Annotated in this window: 17 protein-coding genes and 2 pseudogenes; 6 read left to right on the plus strand and 13 right to left on the minus strand. The window is 70.3% G+C overall.

Translation table 11 applies throughout. The annotated features are described in order from the left end of the window. Window positions 1-601: chaplin (locus tag ACWD3C_RS20795; RefSeq protein ID WP_451145911.1), on the minus strand; the 601-nt coding region annotated here is incomplete at its 3' end. 105 nt (window positions 602-706) lie between these two features. Further along, window positions 707-934 (minus strand): chaplin, encoded by a 228-nt coding sequence (locus tag ACWD3C_RS20800; RefSeq protein WP_451145913.1) that lies wholly within the window; start codon window positions 932-934, stop codon window positions 707-709. Window positions 935-1,242: 308 nt separating this feature from the next. On the opposite strand from ACWD3C_RS20800, the gene ACWD3C_RS20805 reads away from it, so the two are divergent. Then, the gene (locus tag ACWD3C_RS20805; RefSeq protein WP_451145915.1) at window positions 1,243-1,656 is read left to right on the plus strand and encodes a rodlin; all 414 of its coding nucleotides are present in this window, start codon (window positions 1,243-1,245) and stop codon (window positions 1,654-1,656) included. A gap of 86 nt (window positions 1,657-1,742) precedes the next feature. On the opposite strand, the gene ACWD3C_RS20810 is transcribed toward ACWD3C_RS20805, so the two are convergent. The 5 genes and pseudogenes from ACWD3C_RS20810 to ACWD3C_RS20830 all read right to left on the minus strand — a co-directional run. Continuing rightward, a complete protein-coding gene (locus ACWD3C_RS20810) occupies window positions 1,743-3,689 on the minus strand; it encodes an AMP-dependent synthetase/ligase (RefSeq protein ID WP_451145917.1) in 1,947 nt (648 codons plus the stop codon). 90 nt (window positions 3,690-3,779) lie between these two features. Further along, window positions 3,780-5,423: a YfbK domain-containing protein gene (locus ACWD3C_RS20815; protein ID WP_451145919.1), complete on the minus strand. Its 1,644-nt coding sequence runs from the start codon at window positions 5,421-5,423 to the stop codon at window positions 3,780-3,782. A 147-nt stretch (window positions 5,424-5,570) separates the two neighbouring features. Next, on the minus strand, window positions 5,571-6,455 hold the full coding sequence (locus ACWD3C_RS20820; protein WP_451145921.1) for an ABC transporter permease: 885 nt from the start codon (window positions 6,453-6,455) through the stop codon (window positions 5,571-5,573). After that, window positions 6,452-9,097 carry an alpha/beta fold hydrolase gene (locus ACWD3C_RS20825; protein WP_451145923.1) on the minus strand — a complete coding sequence of 882 codons (2,646 nt, stop codon included), beginning with the start codon at window positions 9,095-9,097 and terminating at the stop codon, window positions 6,452-6,454. The genes ACWD3C_RS20820 and ACWD3C_RS20825 overlap by 4 nt, the downstream gene beginning before the upstream one ends. A gap of 274 nt (window positions 9,098-9,371) precedes the next feature. Next, window positions 9,372-9,596 (minus strand): annotated as a pseudogene (locus ACWD3C_RS20830) (hypothetical protein); the annotation flags it as partial. Between the two features lie 66 nt (window positions 9,597-9,662). Here ACWD3C_RS20830 and ACWD3C_RS20835 point away from each other — a divergent pair. Together ACWD3C_RS20835 and ACWD3C_RS20840 are read left to right on the plus strand one after the other, a co-directional pair. Next, a complete protein-coding gene (locus tag ACWD3C_RS20835; RefSeq protein WP_451145925.1) occupies window positions 9,663-10,103 on the plus strand; it encodes a hypothetical protein in 441 nt (146 codons plus the stop codon). Between the two features lie 223 nt (window positions 10,104-10,326). Beyond that, complete coding sequence (locus ACWD3C_RS20840; RefSeq protein ID WP_451145927.1) at window positions 10,327-10,857, plus strand: hypothetical protein; 531 nt, start codon at window positions 10,327-10,329, stop codon at window positions 10,855-10,857. 504 nt (window positions 10,858-11,361) lie between these two features. Here ACWD3C_RS20840 and mmsA read toward each other — a convergent pair. The 5 genes and pseudogenes from mmsA to iolC all read right to left on the minus strand — a co-directional run bounded on the left by mmsA (window position 11,362) and on the right by iolC (window position 17,032). Beyond that, window positions 11,362-12,864 carry a CoA-acylating methylmalonate-semialdehyde dehydrogenase gene (gene mmsA, locus ACWD3C_RS20845; RefSeq protein WP_451145928.1) on the minus strand — a complete coding sequence of 501 codons (1,503 nt, stop codon included), beginning with the start codon at window positions 12,862-12,864 and terminating at the stop codon, window positions 11,362-11,364. 14 nt (window positions 12,865-12,878) lie between these two features. Continuing rightward, on the minus strand, window positions 12,879-14,804 hold the full coding sequence (gene iolD / locus ACWD3C_RS20850) for a 3D-(3,5/4)-trihydroxycyclohexane-1,2-dione acylhydrolase (decyclizing) (protein WP_451145930.1): 1,926 nt from the start codon (window positions 14,802-14,804) through the stop codon (window positions 12,879-12,881). A gap of 137 nt (window positions 14,805-14,941) precedes the next feature. Continuing rightward, window positions 14,942-15,148 (minus strand): annotated as a pseudogene (locus ACWD3C_RS20855) (5-deoxy-glucuronate isomerase); the annotation flags it as partial. A 43-nt stretch (window positions 15,149-15,191) separates the two neighbouring features. After that, entirely contained in the window at window positions 15,192-16,085 is an 894-nt protein-coding gene (locus tag ACWD3C_RS20860; protein ID WP_451145932.1) for a Cgl0159 family (beta/alpha)8-fold protein, read from the minus strand. Further along, on the minus strand, window positions 16,082-17,032 hold the full coding sequence (gene iolC, locus ACWD3C_RS20865; RefSeq protein WP_451145934.1) for a 5-dehydro-2-deoxygluconokinase: 951 nt from the start codon (window positions 17,030-17,032) through the stop codon (window positions 16,082-16,084). The genes ACWD3C_RS20860 and iolC overlap by 4 nt, the downstream gene beginning before the upstream one ends. A gap of 125 nt (window positions 17,033-17,157) precedes the next feature. Here iolC and ACWD3C_RS20870 point away from each other — a divergent pair, with 125 nt between their 5' ends. The 3 genes from ACWD3C_RS20870 (at window position 17,158) to ACWD3C_RS20880 (ending at window position 19,371) form a co-directional block, all read left to right on the plus strand. Next, window positions 17,158-18,087, plus strand: coding sequence for a sugar phosphate isomerase/epimerase family protein (locus ACWD3C_RS20870; protein ID WP_451145936.1), 930 nt, complete (start codon window positions 17,158-17,160; stop codon window positions 18,085-18,087). A gap of 274 nt (window positions 18,088-18,361) precedes the next feature. Beyond that, entirely contained in the window at window positions 18,362-18,562 is a 201-nt protein-coding gene (locus tag ACWD3C_RS20875; protein ID WP_451145938.1) for a helix-turn-helix transcriptional regulator, read from the plus strand. 185 nt (window positions 18,563-18,747) lie between these two features. Next, entirely contained in the window at window positions 18,748-19,371 is a 624-nt protein-coding gene (locus ACWD3C_RS20880; RefSeq protein ID WP_451145940.1) for a GNAT family N-acetyltransferase, read from the plus strand. On the opposite strand, the gene ACWD3C_RS20885 is transcribed toward ACWD3C_RS20880, so the two are convergent. Continuing rightward, on the minus strand, window positions 19,352-20,395 hold the full coding sequence (locus tag ACWD3C_RS20885) for a zinc-dependent alcohol dehydrogenase family protein (protein WP_451145942.1): 1,044 nt from the start codon (window positions 20,393-20,395) through the stop codon (window positions 19,352-19,354). The two genes, ACWD3C_RS20880 and ACWD3C_RS20885, sit on opposite strands and share 20 nt — an antisense overlap. Window positions 20,396-20,397 lie beyond the last annotated feature (2 nt).

The following is a 20,397-nucleotide window of genomic DNA, read 5'->3' on the forward strand; positions in this document are numbered from 1 at the left end:
GTACGACCGCACCGGACTGACTCGGGATGCCCACCGACACACCCGAATCCACCGGCTCCACCGGCTCCACCGCACCCGACTGACTCGGGATACCCACCGACACACCCGAATCCACCGGCTCCACCGGCTCCACCGCACCCGACTGACTCGGGATACCCACCGACGCGCCGGAATCCGAGCCGACGTGACCACAGGAATTTCCGAACGCGGGGTTGAGAACACTCACCACGTCCACGGAATTGCCGCACGCATTCACCGGAACACTCACCGGCGCCTGCACATTGTTGCCCGACAGGACACCGGGCGAGCCGATAGTGGCTCCGTCCGCGTCGGACTGACTCGGGGTGCCGTCCGACGCGCCGGTGTGACCACAGAAGTTGCCGAACGCGGGGTTGAGAACACCGACCACGTCCACGGAATTGCCGCATACATTCACCGGAACACTCACCGGCGCCTGCACATTGTTGCCCGACAGGACACCGGGCGAGCCGATAGTGGCTCCGTCCGCGTCGGAGTCGGCGAAGGCGGCGCTGCCGCACAGGTTCAGGATGCTCGTCGCGGTCGCAGCCACGACCGCCCCCCTGCTCAGGGTCTGTCGCATCGTTCGTTGTCTTCCTGCTTGGAGAGATGGGGAAAGCCGGCCCTGGAGTCGAAAGAGCGTTCCAAGGCCGGCTGTGACGCAGCCAGGGCGGCTGCTGCAACGCCGTCAGTTGATGCTGCAGATGGCGCCGGACGCCGGGTTCAGCAGACCGAGGGCGCTGATCGTGTTACCGCAGAGGTTGGCCGGAACGTGCAGAGGGATCTGGACCACGTTGCCGGAGATGAAACCCGGTGAGTTCGTGGCGGAGCCCTGGGCGCCCGTGTCGGCGATGGCCGGGGCAGCCGCGCCCACTGCCATGATTGCGCCCGCGACGACAGCAGCACTCTTCTTCATGAAGTTTCCCTTCTCTGTTCGGTCATGCCCTGTGTCGGCCGAAGCCGAAGCGAGCGCAGCATGAATAGCTCGCACCATGACCTACAGGCTGTAAACGAGGCATAGACAGCCGAAGCAACTGCGGAACGCGAGGCGATGTGAATTCACCCGAACGCTCCTTGGTAATTTCTTGCGACAATTCGCCTGCCTGGCACCAGGTCACCGGTTGTTACCGATAAGCCATCGGAGTGAACACGAGCAACCACACACGGCTGCGGCCGTTGACCAGAGCGCTCCGGTGGACGGAGTCTCTCAGAAGGGACCAGCTAGTGATCAAGAAGGTAATGGCCGCAACGGCTGTCGCTGTTTCCGTCGTCGGCGCCTCGGCTGCCGCCGCACCGCAGGCACTGGCAATCAGTGACGACGGTGGCACGACGTCCACCAACGGCGACGGTGCCATCCAGGAGTTCGGCAACTCGACCACGAACGGCAACATGAGCCCTCAGATGGCTCTGATCCAGGGTTCGCTGAACAAGCCGTGTGTCGGCCTGCCGGCCAAGGCGAACGCAGGCTCCATCGTCGGTGTCGTGCCGGTCACCGTACAGGACATCCCCATCCTGTCGGCCCCCCAGAACCAGCAGTGTGTCGAGAGCTCCACCCAGGCCAAGGGCGACGAACCGCTCTCGCACATCCTGGATGACATCCCGGTCCTGTCCGGCAACGGCACGAACAACGGCAGCTGACCGCGGCACCGTGCGAGCGGGCCGCCGAGCACATCGGCGGCCCGCTTTCGTGTGCCCACTTCGTCGTGCCGCCTTCGTGTGCCGACTCACTTCTTGGTGTAGAGCGCCTCGATCTGGTGCGCGTACGCCCTCATCACCGCGTGCCGCTTGACCTTGAGGGACGGGGTGAGCAGGCCGTTCTCCTCGTTGAACTCGCCCTCCACCAGCCGGAACTCCCGGATGGACTCGGCGCGGGAGACCGCCTGGTTCGCGTAGTCCACGGCCTTCTGGACATCGGCGCGCATCCGGGGGTCGTGGACCAGCTCGGACATGGGGGTGTCGGCGGGCATGCCGCGGACGTAGAGCCAGTGGGTGATGTCCTCGGCGTCGAGGGTGATCAGAGCGGCGACGTACGGGCGGTTGTCGCCGACGACGATGCACTGGCCGACCGGCGGGCGGCTGCGCAGGCGGTCCTCCAGGACGGCCGGAGAAACGTTCTTGCCGCCGGAGGTGACGAGGATGTCCTTCTTGCGGCCGGTGATGGTGAGGTAGCCGTCCTCGTCGAGGGAGCCCAGGTCGCCGGTGGCGAACCACTCGTCGGTGAGGACGGCGTCGGTGGCGGCCTTGTTGTTCCAGTAGGAACCGAAGACGATGCCGCCCCGGATGAGTACCTCGCCGTCCTCGGCGATGCGGACCGCCGTACCGGGGACGGGCTGGCCGACCGTGCCGGGGCGGGGCCGCAGCGGCGGGACGATGGTGGCGGCCGCAGTGGTCTCGGTGAGGCCGTAGCCCTCGTAGACGATGATGCCGGCGGCGTAGAAGAAGAGGTTGAGGTTGCGGTCGAGCGGGGAGCCGCCGCTGATGGCGTAGCGCATACGGCCGCCGAGTTCCTTGCGGACGCGGCGGTAGACCAGCAGGTCGTAGAGGGCCCAGGCGGCGTACAGGCCGAGGCCAGGCCCCTTGCCCGTGCCGAGAAACTTGTTCAGGTACGTCTCCCCGAAGCGGACCCCGATACGGTCCGCGCGGTCGAAGGAGGCGCCGCGGCCGATGCGTTCGGCGGTGGCGCGGCCCGTGGCGTGGATCTTCTCGAAGAGGTACGGGACGCCGACGAGGAAGGTCGGGCGGAATGCGTGCAATGCGGGGCGGAGTTCGTCGGGCTTGATGCTCGGGAAGTGACCCAGTTCGATGCGGGCCATCAGACAGGCGATCTGGAGGCTGCGGCCCAGGATGTGGGCGAGCGGGAGAAAGAGGAGGGTGGAGGCCACCTGGCCGGTGACTTCCTTGAAGACGGGGTGGAGCAGTTCGACCGTGTTGGCGGCCTCGGCGTGGAGGTTGGCGTGGGTGAGGATGCAGCCCTTGGGGCGGCCGGTGGTTCCCGAGGTGTAGCAGAGGGTCGCGGGTGTGTCGGGAGTGAGGGCGGTGCGGCGCTTGGTGAGCTCCTCGTCGGGGATGTCACGGCCCAGGTCGATGAGTTGGGTGAGCGCGTCCCCCGCTGTGTCAGCAGCTGATGTCGGCGTGAGCTGCCACAGGCGCGGGGGTTGGGAGTGACGGGCCGTGCCCGTGGCTACGGCCTCCGCGTTCTCGGCGGTCTCCACGATCACGAGGCGGGCGCCGGAGTCCCGTACGATCCACTCGATCTGCTCGGGTGAGGACGTGGCGTAGATGGGCACGGACTGGCCACCGGCCGCCCAGATGGCGAAGTCGAGGACCGTCCACTCGTAGCGGGTGCGGGACATCATCGCGATACGGCCGCCCGGTTCGAGGCCGGCGGCGATCAACCCCTTGGCGGCGGCGGTGACTTCGCGGGCGAAGACGGCTGCCGTGACCGGTTGCCAGGCACCGTGTGTCTCCCGGCGCAGGACCACGGCGTCGGGGGCCTCGGCCGCGTTGGTGAAGGGCAGGTCGGCGATGGTGCCGGTCGCCGCCCTCGGGGCGAGGGCGGGCGTGCGCGCCTCCCGGACGACGCCGTGCTCGTCTCTGACGACCTCGACCTTGACGCGATTCACCAGGTCGGAGCGCTGCTTCGCCTGCCTCAAGTCCTTACGTACGCTCATGACGGCTCCCGGTCGCGTCGTTGCTGACGTGTTGCCGTACGTACAACTGCCGCTTACTGGGAAGTAAACTTACCCAGGCGTAGGAGAAGTTCAACGGGTTTCACTCAATTTGCTCACCGGCCCCACGGGTGTGACAGGGCCCCGGACGCGGCCTGCCTGGTCCAGCCTCCGGGACGCCGTTTCGATGGCGTCTGCCAGGTCGTGCAGGTCCTCGTCCTCCGTGGTGTACGCCAGTTCCTCCGCCCGGTCGGACAGTTGGCGCAGGTCGGGGCGGCCGGGGAGGTCGCTCCAGCGGCTGTCGCCTTGGCGGAGGGCGTCGGCGAAGTAGGCGGCCACGGCGGCGACTTGGAGACGGTCGGGTGAGGCGTTCCACAGGTCGTCGTGGAGGGCGTCCGTCTCCAGGGAGCCCGACTCCTCGTGCGGCGCCCGGGTGTCGGGGTCGAGCCAGCGGACGGTCGCCGTGGCGAGGTGGCCGGAGGCGCCGGGCCGGACTCGGACGGCGTAGAGAGCGGTGACCGTGTGGCCGGGGCCGACCTCGCCGCCGTCGACCCGGTCGTTGCGGAAGTCCTCGTCGGCTACCTGGCGGTTGTCGTAGCCGATCAGCTGGAACTCGGCGACCGTCTCCGGGTCGAAGGTCACCTGCGCCTTGGCGTCGCGGGCCATGAGGTCGATGTTGCGCGGGAGTTCGGAGGAGAAGACCTCATGAGCCTCTTCCTGCGTCGACACGTACGTCGTGTGGCCGTCGCCCTCGTCGGCGAGGCGCTCCATGAGGGCGTCGCCGTAGTCGCTGCCCACACCGACACCGAAAAGCGTGATCCCGTGCTCGCGCCGGGACTCGGCGATGCGTTCGAGAATCGTGTCCGCGTCGGTCTCGCCGGTGTTGGCGAGCGCATCGGAGAGGAGCACGACCCGGTTCGTCGCGCCCTCGCGCAGGCCCTCGACGGCGGTGGCGTAGCCGGTGCCCACGCCTGCACCGAGGTTGGTGGAGTTGGTGGGTTCCAGGCTCTCGATGGCGTCGTGGACGCGGTCGCGGCCGCCGTCGTCGTCCAGGCGGGTCATCGGCAGGACCGTCTCCGCCTCGTCGCTGAAGGTGACGATCGCGACCGAGTCGTCGTCGCGCAGCCGGTCCGCCATCACGCCGAGGGCGTCCTGGGCCAGGTCGAGGCGGCCCGGTTCGCCCATGGAACCGGAGACGTCGATGACGAACGTGAGGACGGCGGGAGGCCGTTCCCCCTCGTTCTCCTCACCTCGCGTGGCCAGGCCCACCCGGACCAGGGACCAGTCCCCGTCGGCCGATTCCTCCGTGCGGGCGCCGTCGACCGTGACGGAGAAGCCGCTGCCGTCGGGGCGTTCGTAGTCCTGGCGGAAGCTGTTGACGAACTCCTCCGGGCGGACCGTCGACGGGGCCGGCAGGCCCCCGTCGGCGAGGGTGCGGCGCGCGTACCCGTACGAGGCGGTGTCGACGTCGAGGGCGAAGGTGGATAGGTAGTCGGAGGAGGGGGCGAACTCGCGGTAGTCGTCGCCCCGCTGCTCACCCTCGGCCGTGCCGTCGTCCTGGTCGGGGGCGGGTGCGGGCAGGCCGTCCGCACGGCCTCCGCTGCTGTTGTGGCGGTCGTACGACGACGAGTTGCCACCGCCGTCGCTGCCCGCGCCGCACGCGGTGAGCAACAGGCCGCTCGCGGCGGTCAGGGCGACGAACACGCCGCGCAGCCGCCGTGTTCGGTTGCGTTCCATCTCTGGTGCCCCCTCGGTCCGTTGACGTCGACCTTTGTGACTGTGACGCGCCAGGGGGCCGGGACGTGCGCGATGGAGCATTGCGGATGGATTGCGAAGCGGCCACGGCGAGGGCCCGTCGAGACCGGTAGGTGATCTTCCGTTGACCTAGGAGACCACGTCCTTGCGGGCGAAACCCCTGAAGGCCAGGGCGAACAGCACCAGTGCGTACGTTATGGAAATCGCCGTGCCCTGGATCATGCCGGCCCACTCCGGACGGGGCTGCACGGCGTCCGCCCACGCGAACTGCCAGTGCGCGGGCAGGAAGTCCCGCCAATCACCGAGGGCGGTGACCGCGTCGAGGACGTTGCCGACGATGGTCAGGCCGACCGCGCCGCCGACGGCACCGAGGGGCGCGTCCGTCTTGGTGGACAGCCAGAACGCGAGCCCGGCGGTGACCAGTTGGGACACGAAGATGTATGCCACCACAATGACCAGGCGCTGGGCGGCCGTGCCCGTGGAGAGGCTGCCTCCGGTGGGGATCTGCAGCGGGCCCCAGCCGTATGCCACCGCGCCGACGGCGAGGGCCACCAGCGACAGCAGCACCATCGCGGCGAGGCTGAGGCCGAGCCCCACGACGAGCTTGGACCACAGCAGGCGGGCCCGGGGTACGGGCGCCGCGAGCAGATAGCGCAGGGAGGACCAGCTCGCCTCGGAGGCGATGGTGTCCCCGCAGAACAGCGCGACGGGGATGACCAGCAGGAACCCGGCGGACACGAAGAGGTTCACCGCGGCGAAGTTCGCCCCGGACGCGGTGGCCGTGTCCATCAGGTTGATGCGGTTGCCGCCGCCGTCGCCGTCGCCCGGTTCGCCGCCGATGGCGAAGGCGACGGCCAGGACGAACGGCAGCGCGGCGAGGATGCCTCCCATGACGATGGTCCGGCGGCGCTTCAGCTGCCGGACGAGCTCCACGCGCAGCGGCAGCGTCCGCCCCGCCCGGTAGCCGGAGGCGACCTCGGCGCTCGCCGTGCTCTCGGCGAGTGTGCTGCTCATGCGGAACCTCCGATCAGGGTGAGGAACGCGTCCTCCAGGCGGCGGTGGGGTCCCACCGACTCCACGGGTACTTCAAGCCGTACGAGTTCCGCGATCAGGCGCTGGGCGCTGCCGTCGGTGTCGAGGCGGACCAGGAACCCGCCCTCGGCGCTCGCGGCGGAGGCCACGCCGGGCAGGGCGCCGACCTTCTCGACGACGGGCTCCTCCACGGGGGAGGCGGTGCCGACGAGCAGGGTCTCGCCCGAGCCGATGATCTCGCCGACCGGGCCCGCCTGGACGAGGCGCCCGCGGTCCATGACCACCAGGTGCGTGCAGGACTGCTCGACCTCGGCCAGCAGGTGGCTGGAGACGATGACCGTGCGCCCGGCGGCCGCGTACCGGATCAGGACCTCGCGCATCTCGCGGATCTGGGGCGGGTCGAGCCCGTTGGTCGGTTCGTCGAGGATGAGCAGGTCCGGCAGGCCGAGCATCGCCTGGGCTATGGCGAGGCGCTGGCGCATGCCCTGGGAGTAGGTGCGCACCGCGCGGGACAGCGCGTCGCCCAGGCCCGCGATCTGAAGGGCCTCGTCCAGGTGGGCGTCCTCGGGCGGGCGGCCCGTCGCCCGCCAGTACAGCTCCAGGTTGTCACGGCCGGACAGATGCGGCAGGAAGCCCGCGCCCTCGACGAAGGCGCCCACGCGGGACAGCACCGGGGCGCCCGGGCGGATGGCGTGGCCGAAGACGCGGATCTCGCCGTCGTCCGGCTTGATCAGGCCCATGAGCATGCGCAGTGTGGTCGTCTTGCCCGCGCCGTTCGGCCCGAGCAGGCCGAGGACCTGGCCCTTCTCCACGCGGAACGACAACTCCCGTACCGCGTACTGGTCCGCCGACTTCGCGTACCGCTTGCTCAAGTCGGTGATCTGGAGCGGGACGTCCGACAGGCCCGCCTCCGCCGCCGACGCGGGTGCACTGCGGTGGCGGCCGGTCAGCAGCAGGGTGAGCGCCACCAGCGCGCCCGCCAGCGGCAGCCACCACACCCACGCGGGCAGCGGCGCCGCCGCGGTGGACACCCCGGAGGCCGTCGGAACCAACAGGTCACTCTTCAGGGACACGGTGTACGTCGCCGAGGTCACCGGGGACGCGTAGCCGAGGTCGGTGGAGGCGAGGACCAGGCGGAGCCGGTGGCCCGCTTCCACCTCGTGGTCGATGGCGGGCAGGGTGATCGTGACGTCCTTGCCGTCCTTGGCGCCCTCGACGCGGAGGGGGGCCACCAGCTGGGAGGGCAGCACCTGCTGGGTGCCGGCCGGACCGACGTCGTAGACCTTGCCGAAGAGAACGGCGTCATCGGTGGAGGACGTCACGTGCACGGTGGCTGTCGGCGATCCGGTGATCCGCAGGTCCTCGCCGACCGGGGCCGACTCGAACTGGGCGTACTGGCCGGGGAAGTCGAGTGAGATCCCGACGCCGAGGGACGACAGCTGGGCGAGGCCACCGCCGCCGAGGCCCGGGAGGGCGGAGACGGCGGGCGGGTTGGCGCCCGGCGGGTTGTCGAAGGTCTGCTCGCGCCCGGTCAGGACGATGGTCTGCTGCCCGCTCTCCAGACCGGGGTATGTGTCACTGCTCGCGCCCCGCAGCTGGGCGGTGCCGTCGGTGGAGTCGATTCCGCCCGTCCGGGTGACACGGAAGGCGGAGCCGGTGTCGACGCCCGGCTCGTTCTTCAGATAACGGTCGAACCAGGCGGTGACCCGGGCCTCGACCCGGTCGGTCTCCATGTCGCCGCCGTCGTGCCCGCCCGCGATCCAGTCGACGTCCACCGGAGCGCCGTTGGCACGGATCGCCTTGGCGGCGGCATCGGCCTGGCCGAGCGGGAAGAGGGAGTCGGACTGGCCCTGTACAAGGAGGGTGGGCACCATGATGCGGTCGGCGACGGCGGAGGGGCTGCGCTCCTCCAGCAGCTCCACCGCGTCCGCGTCGGGCGTCCCGGACTCGGCGACCCGGTCGTACATCTCGCACAGCTGTGCCTCGAACCGGTCGCAGCCGCCGCCGCTGTTGAAGAAGATGCCGGTCCAGAGCTTCTTGAAGACGCCGTTCGGGAACAGCGCGTCCGCCAGGTTCCAGTACGTGATCGCCGGTGCGATGGCGTCCACCCGCTGGTCGTACCCGGCCGCCAGCAGCGAGATCGCCCCGCCGTACGAGGCGCCGGTGACACCCACGCGCGGGTCGCCGCTCTTGTCGAGCTCGACCTCGGGCCGCTCGGCCAGCCAGTCGATCAGACGGGAGACGTCGGCGACCTCGCCCTCGGGGTCGTTCAGCCCGATCCTGCCGGTCGACTGCCCGAAACCGCGCGCTGACCAGGTCAGCACCGCATACCCGTCGCGCGCCAGCTCCTCCGCCTGCTCGCGTACGCCGTCCTTGCTGCCGCCGAAGCCGTGGCCGAGCAGGACGGCCGGACGGCGACCACCCGAGCCCGCGGTGAAGTACGAGGTGTCGATCCGCGCCCCGTCTCCCAAAGCCATGACGCTGTCGGCACGTCGCACCGCCGGTGCATCGTCCGAGGCGCCGGCGGTCCACACACCGGCGCCGGCGAGCACGGCGACGGCCGCGGCCGCTGTCACGGCGACCCAGCGGCGCGGCCCTCGCAATGCGGACAGTCGAAGATCCATGCGTCAACGGTAAGGGCACCCACCGACAGCGAATGTCGCCGTCAGTCTGAACCCTGGACCATCCCACAGGATTACGGGTCCTCCTCCTCGTACCGCGAACGCGGTATGCGAAGCGACCTGAACCCCACGTGTGACCTGCGGAAACAAAGCCGGAGTACACCAGGTCGACCGGGAGGCACACCCTCCGGCGCACGGCGTGGCCTGTGCGCCGCACCGGAGCGACGGCGCACAAGTGACAGCTGATTGACAACAACGCTCGTGCCGCCGGCCGCGCTCAGTGGTTGCGCGGGAAGCCGAGGTCGACGCCCACCGGGGCGTCGGACGGGTCGGGCCAGCGCGAGGTGACGACCTTGATGCCGAGCCAGGGGCCGTCCTCGTAGCCCTCGACGGTGTACCCGGTGCCGTCCAGCACCACCTCGGAACCCCGGGCCGCCGCGCCCGCCACATAGGACGCCACCTTGTCGCGGTGCGCGGCGGTGATCAGCGGGCCAGTCTGGGACATCGGCGCGCACCCCTTGGGCACCGCCGAGTCCGGAAACGCAGAACCCGGGTGCCACTGTTGCAGATGGTCAGCCGACTGATCGCCGCGGTGGTGAGCCTCGCCGTCGCCATGGTCAGCGTGTTCAGCGGCATCGTCGTGCACGACCCGTTGCGCGAGATGGCAACCGACGCCCCTGCCGGCTCCGACGCGAACCACTGGTGGCCGCTGCTGGTCTACGGGCCCTGGGCAGTGGCCTCCTTGTCGATCCAGCGGGCCGCTCTGCACCAGCATCGCCGTGCCACACATTCATGGGGCGTTGTGCTGTTCCTACTCCGCCGTGGCCATGGTGCTGTGCGTCACCCGGGCGCCGAGGACACTCCCGGTATTTCCGCTGCGGCAATCCCGGCGATTTCGGCACTGACCTGTTTCCAGCGACGGTGCGTCACGCTGACCCGGGCGCCCCGCAAGGCCACTTCTCGGCACCGCAATGCCTCACCCTCCTCCAAGTGGGCTTTCAGAGCCTGAGTCCGGCACCCGGCGGCCCGGATCCGCCCATCCGAGGGACGAGTGTCCGGGACCAGGGGAACACCTGCTCCAAAAGCGAACATTCCGAATGTAATCGCCATGGTGCGCCACCCCTTCCGCGGAATAGAGATACCCACCAGCATGAACAGGCCGGGCCCGACCACCCCGGCAGCGAGGGGGAAGTACATCGTTGCGCGGGCTGACGAATCCCGGAGGGATCATCATGCAGAGAGCCGTGAAGCAGGCAAAACAGGCAATGGAGTGGCTGGCCGCCGCAGCGTCCAATCCACAGGCCTGCAAGCGCCAGTGGCGCGGAGAATCCGGCATCTCGGTGCTGGCCTGCGGGCGTTTCTGGGACGTGCTGAGCGTCCCGGAGGAGTTGGGCGTACTGGCCCTCGACACCCTGCTGTGCATCCCGCAGGCGCCCGGGCCCGCGCTCGCGGACGCCGCCGCCCGCCGCGTGGGCTTCTTCCTGCCTCCGGATCCCGCAGGCAGCTGGATCGGCTCGGACATTCGCTATCTGGGCAAAGGCGGGTGGATCAAAGCGCCCGCGCCGCATCGGGCGGCAGGAAATCTGCGCTGGCTGGTCCCGCCCGACGGCACCGGCTCCCTGTTCGTGCCCGCCGCCGTGGAGCTGGCCCTGCAGCAGGCCCTCGGCACCCTCGCCGCGCAGGCCGGCACGCGGCGGCGGTGCCCGATGTGCGGGACGGCCCCCGCGCGGCTCTACAGCCACAGTGGCGGCCGACCCGGCTGACCACCCACCCCCCGCCGAGGACATCGCGGAGTGAATGCGCCGAGGCGCGGGGGCATTCGGCAAAGGGGGGCCCTTCAGCAAACGGACACCAGGTCGGCCGGATGAGCCGGGGGCGGTTCGGCGACGCGTTCCCACCGGCCGGAACGGCGTGTGACGTCTGCCGAAGTCTGACGTTGCCACCACGTTGCCGCAGTGATCGCAACGAGGGCAGTCCACTGTGCGTCCTGCGCACCGGGGACCATCCGGCCACTGTCCTGCCACTCCGTGAGCAAGGCTGCGTAGATGGGTGGGTCGTCCCGGAGCATGCCGGTGAGGCCGCCGTACCGTACCTGTCGATCCGTGCTCGCCGGCAGGCGATAGGCGGCGATGCCTGTGCGTTCCATGTCGCTGCCAACGCGCCCGCGCACGACAGTGGTACGCCCGGGCCCCGGTATGCCCCTCATCGGGGGAAGCGGCATCCCCCGATCGGGGCCATACGGTTGTCGGAAAGGAGTATCGCCCGCCTCAGTGGTTGCGCGGGAAGCCGAGGTCGACGCCCGCCGGGGTGTCGGACGGGTCGGGCCAGCGCGAGGTGACCACCTTGCCGCGGGTGTAGAAGTGCGTGCCGTCGTTGCCGTAGATGTGGTGGTCGCCGAAGAGGGAGTCCTTCCAGCCACCGAAGGAGTGGTAGCCGACGGGGACCGGGATCGGCACGTTCACGCCGACCATGCCCGCCTCGATCTCCAGCTGGAAGCGGCGGGCGGCGCCGCCGTCCCGGGTGAAGATCGCGGTGCCGTTGCCGAACGGCGAGGCGTTGATGAGGGCGACGCCCTCCTCGTACGTCTCCGCGCGCAGCACGCACAGCACCGGGCCGAAGATCTCGTCCTTGTACGCGTCCGAGTCGGTCGGCACCTTGTCGAGCAGCGAGATGCCGATCCAGTGGCCGTCCTCGTAGCCTTCGACGGTGTAGCCCGTGCCGTCGAGGACGACCTCGGAGCCCTGGGCCGCCGCGCCGGTCACGTACGAGGCCACCTTGTCGCGGTGGGCTGCGGTGATCAGTGGGCCCATCTCCGACGTGGGGTCGTTGCCCGGGCCGATCTTGATCTTCTCGGCGCGCTCGCGGATCTTCTCCACCAGCTCGTCGCCGATCGCGCCGACGGCGACGACGGCGGAGATGGCCATGCAGCGCTCGCCCGCCGAGCCGTACGCGGCCGACACCGCGGCGTCCGCCGCCGCGTCCGGGTCCGCGTCCGGGAGGACCAGCATGTGGTTCTTGGCGCCGCCCAGTGCCTGGACGCGCTTGCCGTTCGCGGAGGCCGTGGTGTGGATGTAGCGGGCGATCGGGGTCGAGCCGACGAAGGAGACCGCCTTGACGTCCGGGTGTTCCAGGAGGCGGTCGACGGCCACCTTGTCGCCGTGGACGATGTTGAAAACGCCGTCGGGCAGCCCGGCCTCGGCCAGCAGCTCGGCGAGCTTCATGGCGGCCGAGGGGTCCTTCTCGCTGGGCTTCAGCACGAATGTGTTGCCGCAGGCGATGGCGAGCGGGAACATCCACATCGGCACCATGGCCGGGAAGTTGAACGGCGTGATGCCGGCCACGACACCCAGCGGCTGCCGGATCGAGGACACGTCGACACGACTGGCGACCTGCGTGGACAGCTCCCCCTTCAGCTGCACGCTGATCCCGCAGGCCAGGTCGACGATCTCCAGGCCGCGCGCGACCTCACCGAGCGCGTCCGAGTGCACCTTGCCGTGCTCGGCGGTGATCAGCTCGGCGATGGCGTCGCGGTTGGCGTCGAGCAGCGCGCGGAACTTGAAGAGGATCGAGGTGCGCTGGGCCAGCGAGGACTGGCCCCAGGTCACATACGCTTCCTTGGCGGCCTGTACCGCCGCGTCCACCTCGTCCACGGACGCGAGGGCGACCCGCGTGGTCACCGCGCCGGTCGCGGGGTCGGTGACCGGCCCGTACGCACCCGACGCACCCTCGACGGTCTTGCCGCCGATCCAGTGGTTGACGATCTTCGTCATGCCCAAGAACTCCTTCACAGATGCCGGCGTCGGGTCGAGACATGCCGGTCGTACACCTCGCGTGCCTTGACCGCCGACGAGCGGGTCGCGGTCTCGGCCACGGGTACATCCCACCAGGCCTGGGCGGGAGGTGCGCCCGACACTGTGTCTGCCGTTTCGGTCTCCACGTAGACACATGTGGGAGTGTCGGCGTCCCGTGCCTCGGCGAGGGCCGACCGCAGCTCACGGACGGTCTTCGCGCGCAGCACCGTCATGCCCAGGCTGGCCGCGTTGGCGGCGAGGTCCACGGGCAGCGGGGCGCCCGTGTAGGTGCCGTCCTCGGACCGGTAGCGGTACGCGGTGCCGAACCGCTCGCCGCCGACCGACTCCGACAGGCCGCCGATGGAGGCGTACCCGTGGTTCTGAAGGATCAGGATCTTGATCGGGATGTGCTCCTGTACGGCCGTCACGATCTCCGTCGGCATCATCAGATACGTCCCGTCGCCGACCAGCGCCCACACGGGCCGCCCGGGCGCGGCCATCCGTACGCCGATCGCGGCCGGGATCTCGTAGCCCATGCAGGAGTAGCCGTACTCCAGGTGGTACTGGTCCTTCGACCGCGACCGCCACAGTTTGTGCAGGTCACCGGGGAGCGAGCCGGCCGCGTTGATGAGGATGTCCTCCTCGTCGACGATCTCGTCGAGGAGGCCGAGCACCTGGGGCTGGGTGGGCCGGATGTCCGGCTCCTCCGCCTCGAAGCAGGCGTCCACGCGCTGTTCCCAGCGCTCCTTGTCCTGCGTGTACTCGGCGGCGTACGCCCGGTCCACCGTGTAACCGTGCAGTTCGAGCGCCTCGGTGAGCTCCTCCAGGGCCACCCGTGCGTCCGCGATCAGCGGCAGCGCGGCGAGCTTGTGGGCGTCGAAGGGCGCGATGTTGAGGTTGAGGAAGCGGACGCCGTCGGCGGTGAAGAGGGTGCCGGAGGCGGTGGTGAAGTCGGTGTACCGGGTGCCCACGCCGATCACCAGGTCGGCGGTGCGGGCGAGTTCGTCGGCGGCCGCGGTGCCGGTGTGGCCGATGCCGCCGACGTCCTGCGGGTGGTCCCATCTCAGGGAGCCCTTGCCGGCCTGCGTGGACGCGACGGGGATGCCGGTGGTCTCGGCGAGTTCGGCGAGCGCGCCCTCGCCCCGGCCGTGGTGGACCCCGCCGCCCGCGACGATCAGCGGCCGCCGTGCCGCGCGGATCTCCCGTACGGCACCGGACAGTTCGGACGCGTCGGGCGCCGGGCGCCGCACGGTCCAGGTCCGCTCGGCGAAGAAGTCCTCCGGCCAGTCGTACGCCTCCGCCTGGACGTCCTGCGGAAGCGCCAGCGTCACCGCGCCGGTGTCCACCGGGTCGGCGAGTACGCGCATCGCCTGCAGGGCGGCCGGGATCAGCGCTTCGGGGCGGGTGATCCGGTCGAAGTACTTCGACACCGGCCGCAGGCAGTCGTTGACGGACACATCACCGGCGTACGGCACTTCGAGCTGCTGGAGCACCGGGTCGGCCGGGCGGGTCGCGAAGATGTCACCGGGCAGGAGCAGCACCGGAAGGTGGTTGACGGTCGCGAGGGCGGCACCGGTGACCAGGTTGGTCGCGCCCGGCCCGATCGACGTCGTCACGGCGTGCGCCGACAGCCGGTTGGACTGCCGGGCGTAGCCGACTGCCGCATGCACCATCGCCTGCTCGTTGCGGCCCTGGTGGTACGGCATGACGGGGGGTGTGGGGGGTGTCCCCCCACTGGGCACAGTGGCGTACTCGATGAGCGCCTGCCCGAGGCCGGCGACATTGCCGTGGCCGAAGATGCCCCAGGTGGCGCCGATCAGCCGCTGCCGTGCGCCGTCCCGTTCCGTGTACTGGGCGGCCAGGAACCGCACCAGCGCCTGCGCGACCGTCAGCCTCGTCGTTGAGGTCATCGGGGTCATCGGTATCCCTCTGTGCTCTCCAGGGCCTGTCTGGGGTGGACCCTGTGCTCACCGGGCGGCGGACCGGATGGCAGCGGGTCCGCCGTTGTCGTCCATGGTGTGGCCGCGAACGCCCCGTGTGGGAGACCTCCGGCGCGGGGGCCGTAGCGGGCGGGGAGTCGTCGCTCGCACTTCGCTCCTGCCAGGGCGAAGCGGCTTCCCGCGCCGGAGGCGATCTGGTCCCGGGCGTCACGGGGCGCGTCCGTGAGGTCCGAGACCCCGCTGAACGCGCTTTCCCCGCCCGGGAAGGGGAACTGTCCGTCATCGAGGCGCGTCGCACAAGCCTCACCGCCCGGCGGCAGGAGGCGCCGGCCCTCGGGTACGTACAGCTCGGTCATGCGGCGGCCCTCACAACAGTCCTACCGCGGTGTCCACGGCCGCGGCGACATCGCCGTCCGCCGGGTACAGCAGCGAACGGCCCACCACCAGGCCCTGGACGGTGGGGAGCTGAAGGGCGCCGCGCCATTTCTCGTACGCGCCCTCCTGGTCGTCCCCGACCTCGCCGCCCAGCAGCACGGCCGGCAGGGTCGAGGTCTCCATGACGCGGGCCATGTCGTCGGGGTTCTCGGTGACGGGGACCTTCAGCCAGGTGTACGCCGAGTTCCCGCCCAGGCCGGAGGCGATGGCGATGGACCTGGTGACGGCGTCGGCGCTCAGATCGTTGCGGACCCTGCCCTCGGGGGTGCGACGGCTGAGGAACGGCTCGACGAACACGGGGAGCCGGCGCGCGGCCATGTCGTCGATGGCCCGGGCGGTGGACTCCAGGGTGTCGAGGGAGCCCGGGTCGTCGTAGTCGATGCGCAGCAGCAGCTTGCCCGCGTCGAAGCCGAGGCGCTCGATGTCCTGCGGACGGTGCCCGGTGAACCGGTCGTCCATCTCGAAACAGGCGCCCTGCAGTCCGCCGCGGTTCATGGACCCGAGGACGACCTTGTGGTCGAGCGCGCCGAGCAGGAGCAGGTCGTCGAGGATGTCGGCGGTGGCGAGGACGCCGTCGACGCCGGGCCTGCTGAGTGCCAGGCAGAGGCGTGTCAGCAGGTCGGCGCGGTTGGCCATGGCGAACGTGCGGTCGCCGACGGACAGGGCACCGCGGGCCGGGTGGTCGGCGGCGACGATCATCAGCCGGCCGGTGTCGCCCAGCAGCGGCCGCCGGGCACGCCGGGCTGCGGCCTCCGCCATGGCCTCGGGGTGCCGGGTGCGGGTGCGGACGAGGGCGGACACGTCGACGGCACTCACGGCGCTCATGTGACGGCTCCCGCTGTGAGGGCGGCCTCGACCTCGGCCTCGGTGGGCATCGCGGAGGAGCACTCCAGCCGGGACGCGACGATGGCGCCCGCGGCATTGGCGTACCGCATGATCCGCTCCAGGTCCCAGCCGTCGAGCAGCCCGTGGCAGAGGGAGCCGCCGAAGGCGTCGCCGGCGCCGAGTCCGTTGAGGACGTTGACGGGAAGGGGCGGCACCTCGGCGGTTTCGCCGGTGGCACCGACCGCGAGGACGCCCTTGGGGCCCTGCTTGACGACGGCGAGTTCGACGCCGGCGTCGAGGAGGGCGCGGGCCGCTGTGTGCGGGTCGCGCTCGCCGGTGGCGATCTCGACCTCGTCGATGTTGCCGACGGCGACGGTGGTGTGGCGCAGGGCCTCGGCGTAGAAGGCGCGGGCGGCCTCCGTGTCCTGCCAGAACATGGGGCGCCAGTCAAGGTCGAAGACCGTCGTACCGGCCTTGGCTCGATGGGCGAGGGCGGCCAGCGTCGCCGTACGGCTCGGCTCCTCGCTCAGGCCGGTCCCCGTCATCCAGAAGACACGGGCGTCCCGTACGGCGTCGAGGTCCAGCTCGTGTGCGTCGATCTCCAGGTCGGGGGCCTTGGGCTGCCGGTAGAAGTAGAGCGGGAAGTCGTCCGGCGGGAAGATCTCGCAGAAGGTGACCGGGGTGGGCAGGCCCGGGACCGGGGTGACCCAGCGGTCGTCGACGCCGAAGTCGCGCAGGGCCTGGTGGAGGTACTCGCCGAAGGGGTCGGCCCCGGTGCGGGTGATGACCGCCGTACGCCGTCCGAGCCGGGACGCGGCCACCGCGACGTTCGTCGCCGAGCCGCCCAGGAACTTCCCGAAGGACGACACCTGCGGCAGCGGGACCCCCGTCTGCAACGGGTAGAGGTCCACGCCGATCCGCCCCATGGTGATCAGGTCGTACGCCATCGAGTTCCCTTCCGCTGCGGCCGGACCCAAGGTCTAGCCTCGTACGGTGAGCCCTGTCAATGTTTTGTCCGGACATTCGGACCACCTATTGACAGTCTCGTTTGCGTGGCCTGAAGCTGACGCCCATGACGTCGTTGTCACCTCATTCCTCGTCACCCTCCTCACTCTCCCGTATCCGGGTCGGCTCGGCGCCCGACTCCTGGGGTGTGTGGTTCCCCGACGACCCGCGGCAGGTCCCCTGGCAGCGCTTCCTCGACGAGGTCGCCGCGTCCGGCTACGAGTGGATCGAGCTCGGCCCCTACGGCTATCTGCCCACCGACCCGGCGGTCCTCGCCGAGGAGACGGCACGGCGTGGCCTGAAGGTGTCGGCGGGGACCGTCTTCACGGGGCTGCACCACGGCCCGGACGTCTGGGAGAAGACGTGGGCCCACGTCTCGGACATCGCCGCACTGACCCAGGCCATGGGCGCGTCCCACCTGGTGGTCATCCCGTCCTTCTGGCGGGACGACAAGACGGGGCAGGTCCTTGAGCCGAGCACGCTGACGGTCGAGCAGTGGCGGCATCTGACCCAGCTCACCGAGCGGCTCGGGCGTCAGGTGCGGGAGCGATACGGGCTGGAAATCGTCGTCCACCCGCACGCGGACACGCATATCGACAGCGAGGAGAACGTGGTTCGCTTCCTCGACGGTACGGATTCGTCGTTGGTCTCGCTGTGCCTGGACACGGGGCACTACGCGTACTGCGGCGGCGACAGCGTCAAGCTGATCGAGACCTACGGGGAGCGCATCGGCTACCTGCACCTCAAGCAGGTCGACCCCGAGATCCTGGCCGAGGTCCGGGCCCAGGAGCTCCCGTTCGGGCCCGCCGTGGCCAGGGGTGTGATGTGCGAACCGCCGTCCGGGGTACCTGCGCTGGAGCCTGTGCTCGCCGCCGCGCAGAAGCTGGACGTGGATCTGTTCGCCATCGTCGAGCAGGACATGTATCCGTGCGAGCCGGACCGGCCGTTGCCTATTGCTCAGCGGACTCGGGCGTTTTTGAGGTCTTGCGGGGCGTAGGGGTCCGCCTGGCCTCCCGCGCCCTAACGTGTGACTCCTGCTTCAGGAGAGCGGGCACCCCTCCCTTTTCATCACCCGTGTCACAAACAACACCTTCGCGTCACACATGTCCCGCGTACGCGAATACCGCGTCACACTCAGTCGACAAGCACTGCCCTGTGGTAACTCTGTGTCGTTCAACGGGCACAGGTTTTGTGATCACCAGCGCAGCGCCCGGCTCCCCCTGACGGCCACCCCCGGCCGCCGCCGTGGCGCGCGCGGGGAGGTGTCATTGATGACGGACCGTCGGCTCTGGTCGTACAAGGAGATCGCGGCGCACATCCGAGTGCAGCCCGACACTGTGAGGTCGTACCGCAAGCACGGGCTCCTGCCGGCGCCCGATCACGTCGAGGGCAGAAAACTCTATTGGTATGCGGATACCGTCCGCGCCTGGGGCGCCGCCCGGCCGGGCAACCGGGGCCGCCGGGACGCCTGACCGGCCGTTCCTCAGCCCCTGGCCCCGTGCCCCGCCCCGAAGCGCTGCCCAGCGTTCCCCGGAGCGGGGCACGGCCCGTCCGGCCCGTCCACCCCGTTCAATCCGTCCGGCCCGTCGGACCCGTCCAGACCGTCCGGCCCGTTATTCCGTTGCCCGTGTCTTCGTGCTCTCCCGAGAATCGCGGGATGACCTCTGCCCCGACGCCTCCCACCCCAGCCGCCGACTTCTCCGTCAAGCCCGTACTCACCGGCGAAAAGGTCCTGTTGCGGCCCCTCGCCGAGGACGACGTGCCGGTGATGGCGCGGATTCTGTCCGACCCCGAGGTCATCCGGCTCACCGGCAGCCCGGCCGAGACATTCGGGCTCGACCGGCTGCGCTCCTGGTACGGCACTCGAAACGACCAGACCGACCGCCTCGACCTCGGGATCGTGGACCGGGCGAGCGGCGAGCTCGTCGGGGAGGCCGCGTTGAACGAGTGGGACGCGTGGAACCGCAGCTGTTGCTTCCGGATTCTGGTCGGTCCCGGTGGGCGGGATCGCGGGCTCGGCACGGAAGCCGTCCGGCTGGTCGTCGGGTACGCCTTTGAGCAACTCGGGCTGCATCGCGTCTCGTTGTACGTCTTCACCCACAATCCGCGGGCCCGGCGCGCCTATGAGAAGGCCGGGTTCGTGGCCGAGGGCGTTGAGCGGGAGGCCCTGTGGCAGGGGGGCGAATGGATCGACGCCGTGCGGATGTCGGTCCTCGAACACGAGTGGGCCGCTCATCGGGTGCGGCCCGGAAACGCGCCCGTCAGCTCCACGGTTCGATGACCGTCACCCCCGCTCCCGGCGCCGTACCCATCGCGACCAAGGCCGTCGGCGTCGCGTCCAGCGGGATCGTCGACGTGACCAGGAGGTCGGGGCGCAGGGCACCGGTGCGAACCAGTTCGAGCATGGGCGGGTAGGCGTGGGCGGCCATGCCGTGGCTGCCCAGGAGTTCGAGTTCCAGGGCGATCGCGCGGGCCATGGGGACGGGGGTCGTGCCGTCGGGTGAAGGGAGCAGGCCGACCTGGATGTGGCGGCCTCGGCGGCGGAGGCCGGCGACCGAGCTCGCGCAGGTTGCCGGGGAGCCCAGGGCGTCCAGGGAGACGTGGGCGCCGCCGGCCGTCAGTTCACGTACCGCCTCCGCCGTGTCCTCGACCTGCGAGGCGTCCACGCACTCCGCCGCGCCGAACTTCCTTGCCAGTTCCAGGGCTTGAGGCGATACGTCCACCGCCACGACCCGCGCGCCGGAAGCCGCCGCGATCATCACGGCGGACAGGCCCACGCCGCCGCAGCCGTGCACGGCCACCCATTCGCCGGCCGCCACCCGGCCCTGCGCCACCACCGCCCGGAACGCTGTGGCGAATCGGCAGCCCAGTGACGCCGCCGTCCCGAACGACAACTCCTCCGGCACCGCCACCAGGTTCACATCCGCGTGCTCCAGCGCCACGTACTCGGCGAACGAACCCCAGTGCGTGAAGCCCGGCTGCGTCTGCCGTTCGCACACCTGCTGGTCGCCCGCCGCGCAGGCCGCGCAGTTGCCGCAGGCGCAGACGAAGGGCACGGTGACCCGGTCACCGGGGCGCCAGGCGGTGACCCGGTCGCCGACTGTCTCTACGATTCCGGCGAGTTCGTGCCCGGGTACGTGCGGCACGGTGATGTCCGAATCGTGGCCCATCCAGCCGTGCCAGTCGCTGCGGCAGAGGCCGGTCGCCTCCACCCGGACCACGACCCCGTGCTCCGCCGGGACCGGGTCCGGCACGTCTCGTACTTCGGCCGGTTCCCCGAACCGTTCGAACACCACCGCGCGCATAC

It is taken from the genome of Streptomyces sp. NPDC002845 (assembly GCF_053591955.1).

Bases quoted from the DNA above. Each gene is read 5' to 3' on its own strand.
- ACWD3C_RS20860 (WP_451145932.1), bottom strand. From the start codon at position 16,085: ATGAGCGCCGTGAGTGCCGTCGACGTGTCCGCCCTCGTCCGCACCCGC.
- ACWD3C_RS20815 (WP_451145919.1), bottom strand. From the start codon at position 5,423: ATGGAACGCAACCGAACACGGCGGCTGCGCGGCGTGTTCGTCGCCCTG.
- ACWD3C_RS20835 (WP_451145925.1), top strand. From the start codon at position 9,663: ATGGTCAGCCGACTGATCGCCGCGGTGGTGAGCCTCGCCGTCGCCATG.
- ACWD3C_RS20825 (WP_451145923.1), bottom strand. From the start codon at position 9,097: ATGGATCTTCGACTGTCCGCATTGCGAGGGCCGCGCCGCTGGGTCGCC.
- iolD (WP_451145930.1), bottom strand. From the start codon at position 14,804: ATGACCCCGATGACCTCAACGACGAGGCTGACGGTCGCGCAGGCGCTG.
- ACWD3C_RS20810 (WP_451145917.1), bottom strand. From the start codon at position 3,689: ATGAGCGTACGTAAGGACTTGAGGCAGGCGAAGCAGCGCTCCGACCTG.
- ACWD3C_RS20870 (WP_451145936.1), top strand. From the start codon at position 17,158: ATGACGTCGTTGTCACCTCATTCCTCGTCACCCTCCTCACTCTCCCGT.
- ACWD3C_RS20885 (WP_451145942.1), bottom strand. From the start codon at position 20,395: ATGCGCGCGGTGGTGTTCGAACGGTTCGGGGAACCGGCCGAAGTACGA.
- ACWD3C_RS20800 (WP_451145913.1), bottom strand. From the start codon at position 934: ATGAAGAAGAGTGCTGCTGTCGTCGCGGGCGCAATCATGGCAGTGGGC.
- ACWD3C_RS20880 (WP_451145940.1), top strand. From the start codon at position 18,748: ATGACCTCTGCCCCGACGCCTCCCACCCCAGCCGCCGACTTCTCCGTC.
- ACWD3C_RS20840 (WP_451145927.1), top strand. From the start codon at position 10,327: ATGCAGAGAGCCGTGAAGCAGGCAAAACAGGCAATGGAGTGGCTGGCC.
- ACWD3C_RS20820 (WP_451145921.1), bottom strand. From the start codon at position 6,455: ATGAGCAGCACACTCGCCGAGAGCACGGCGAGCGCCGAGGTCGCCTCC.
- ACWD3C_RS20875 (WP_451145938.1), top strand. From the start codon at position 18,362: ATGACGGACCGTCGGCTCTGGTCGTACAAGGAGATCGCGGCGCACATC.
- mmsA (WP_451145928.1), bottom strand. From the start codon at position 12,864: ATGACGAAGATCGTCAACCACTGGATCGGCGGCAAGACCGTCGAGGGT.
- iolC (WP_451145934.1), bottom strand. From the start codon at position 17,032: ATGGCGTACGACCTGATCACCATGGGGCGGATCGGCGTGGACCTCTAC.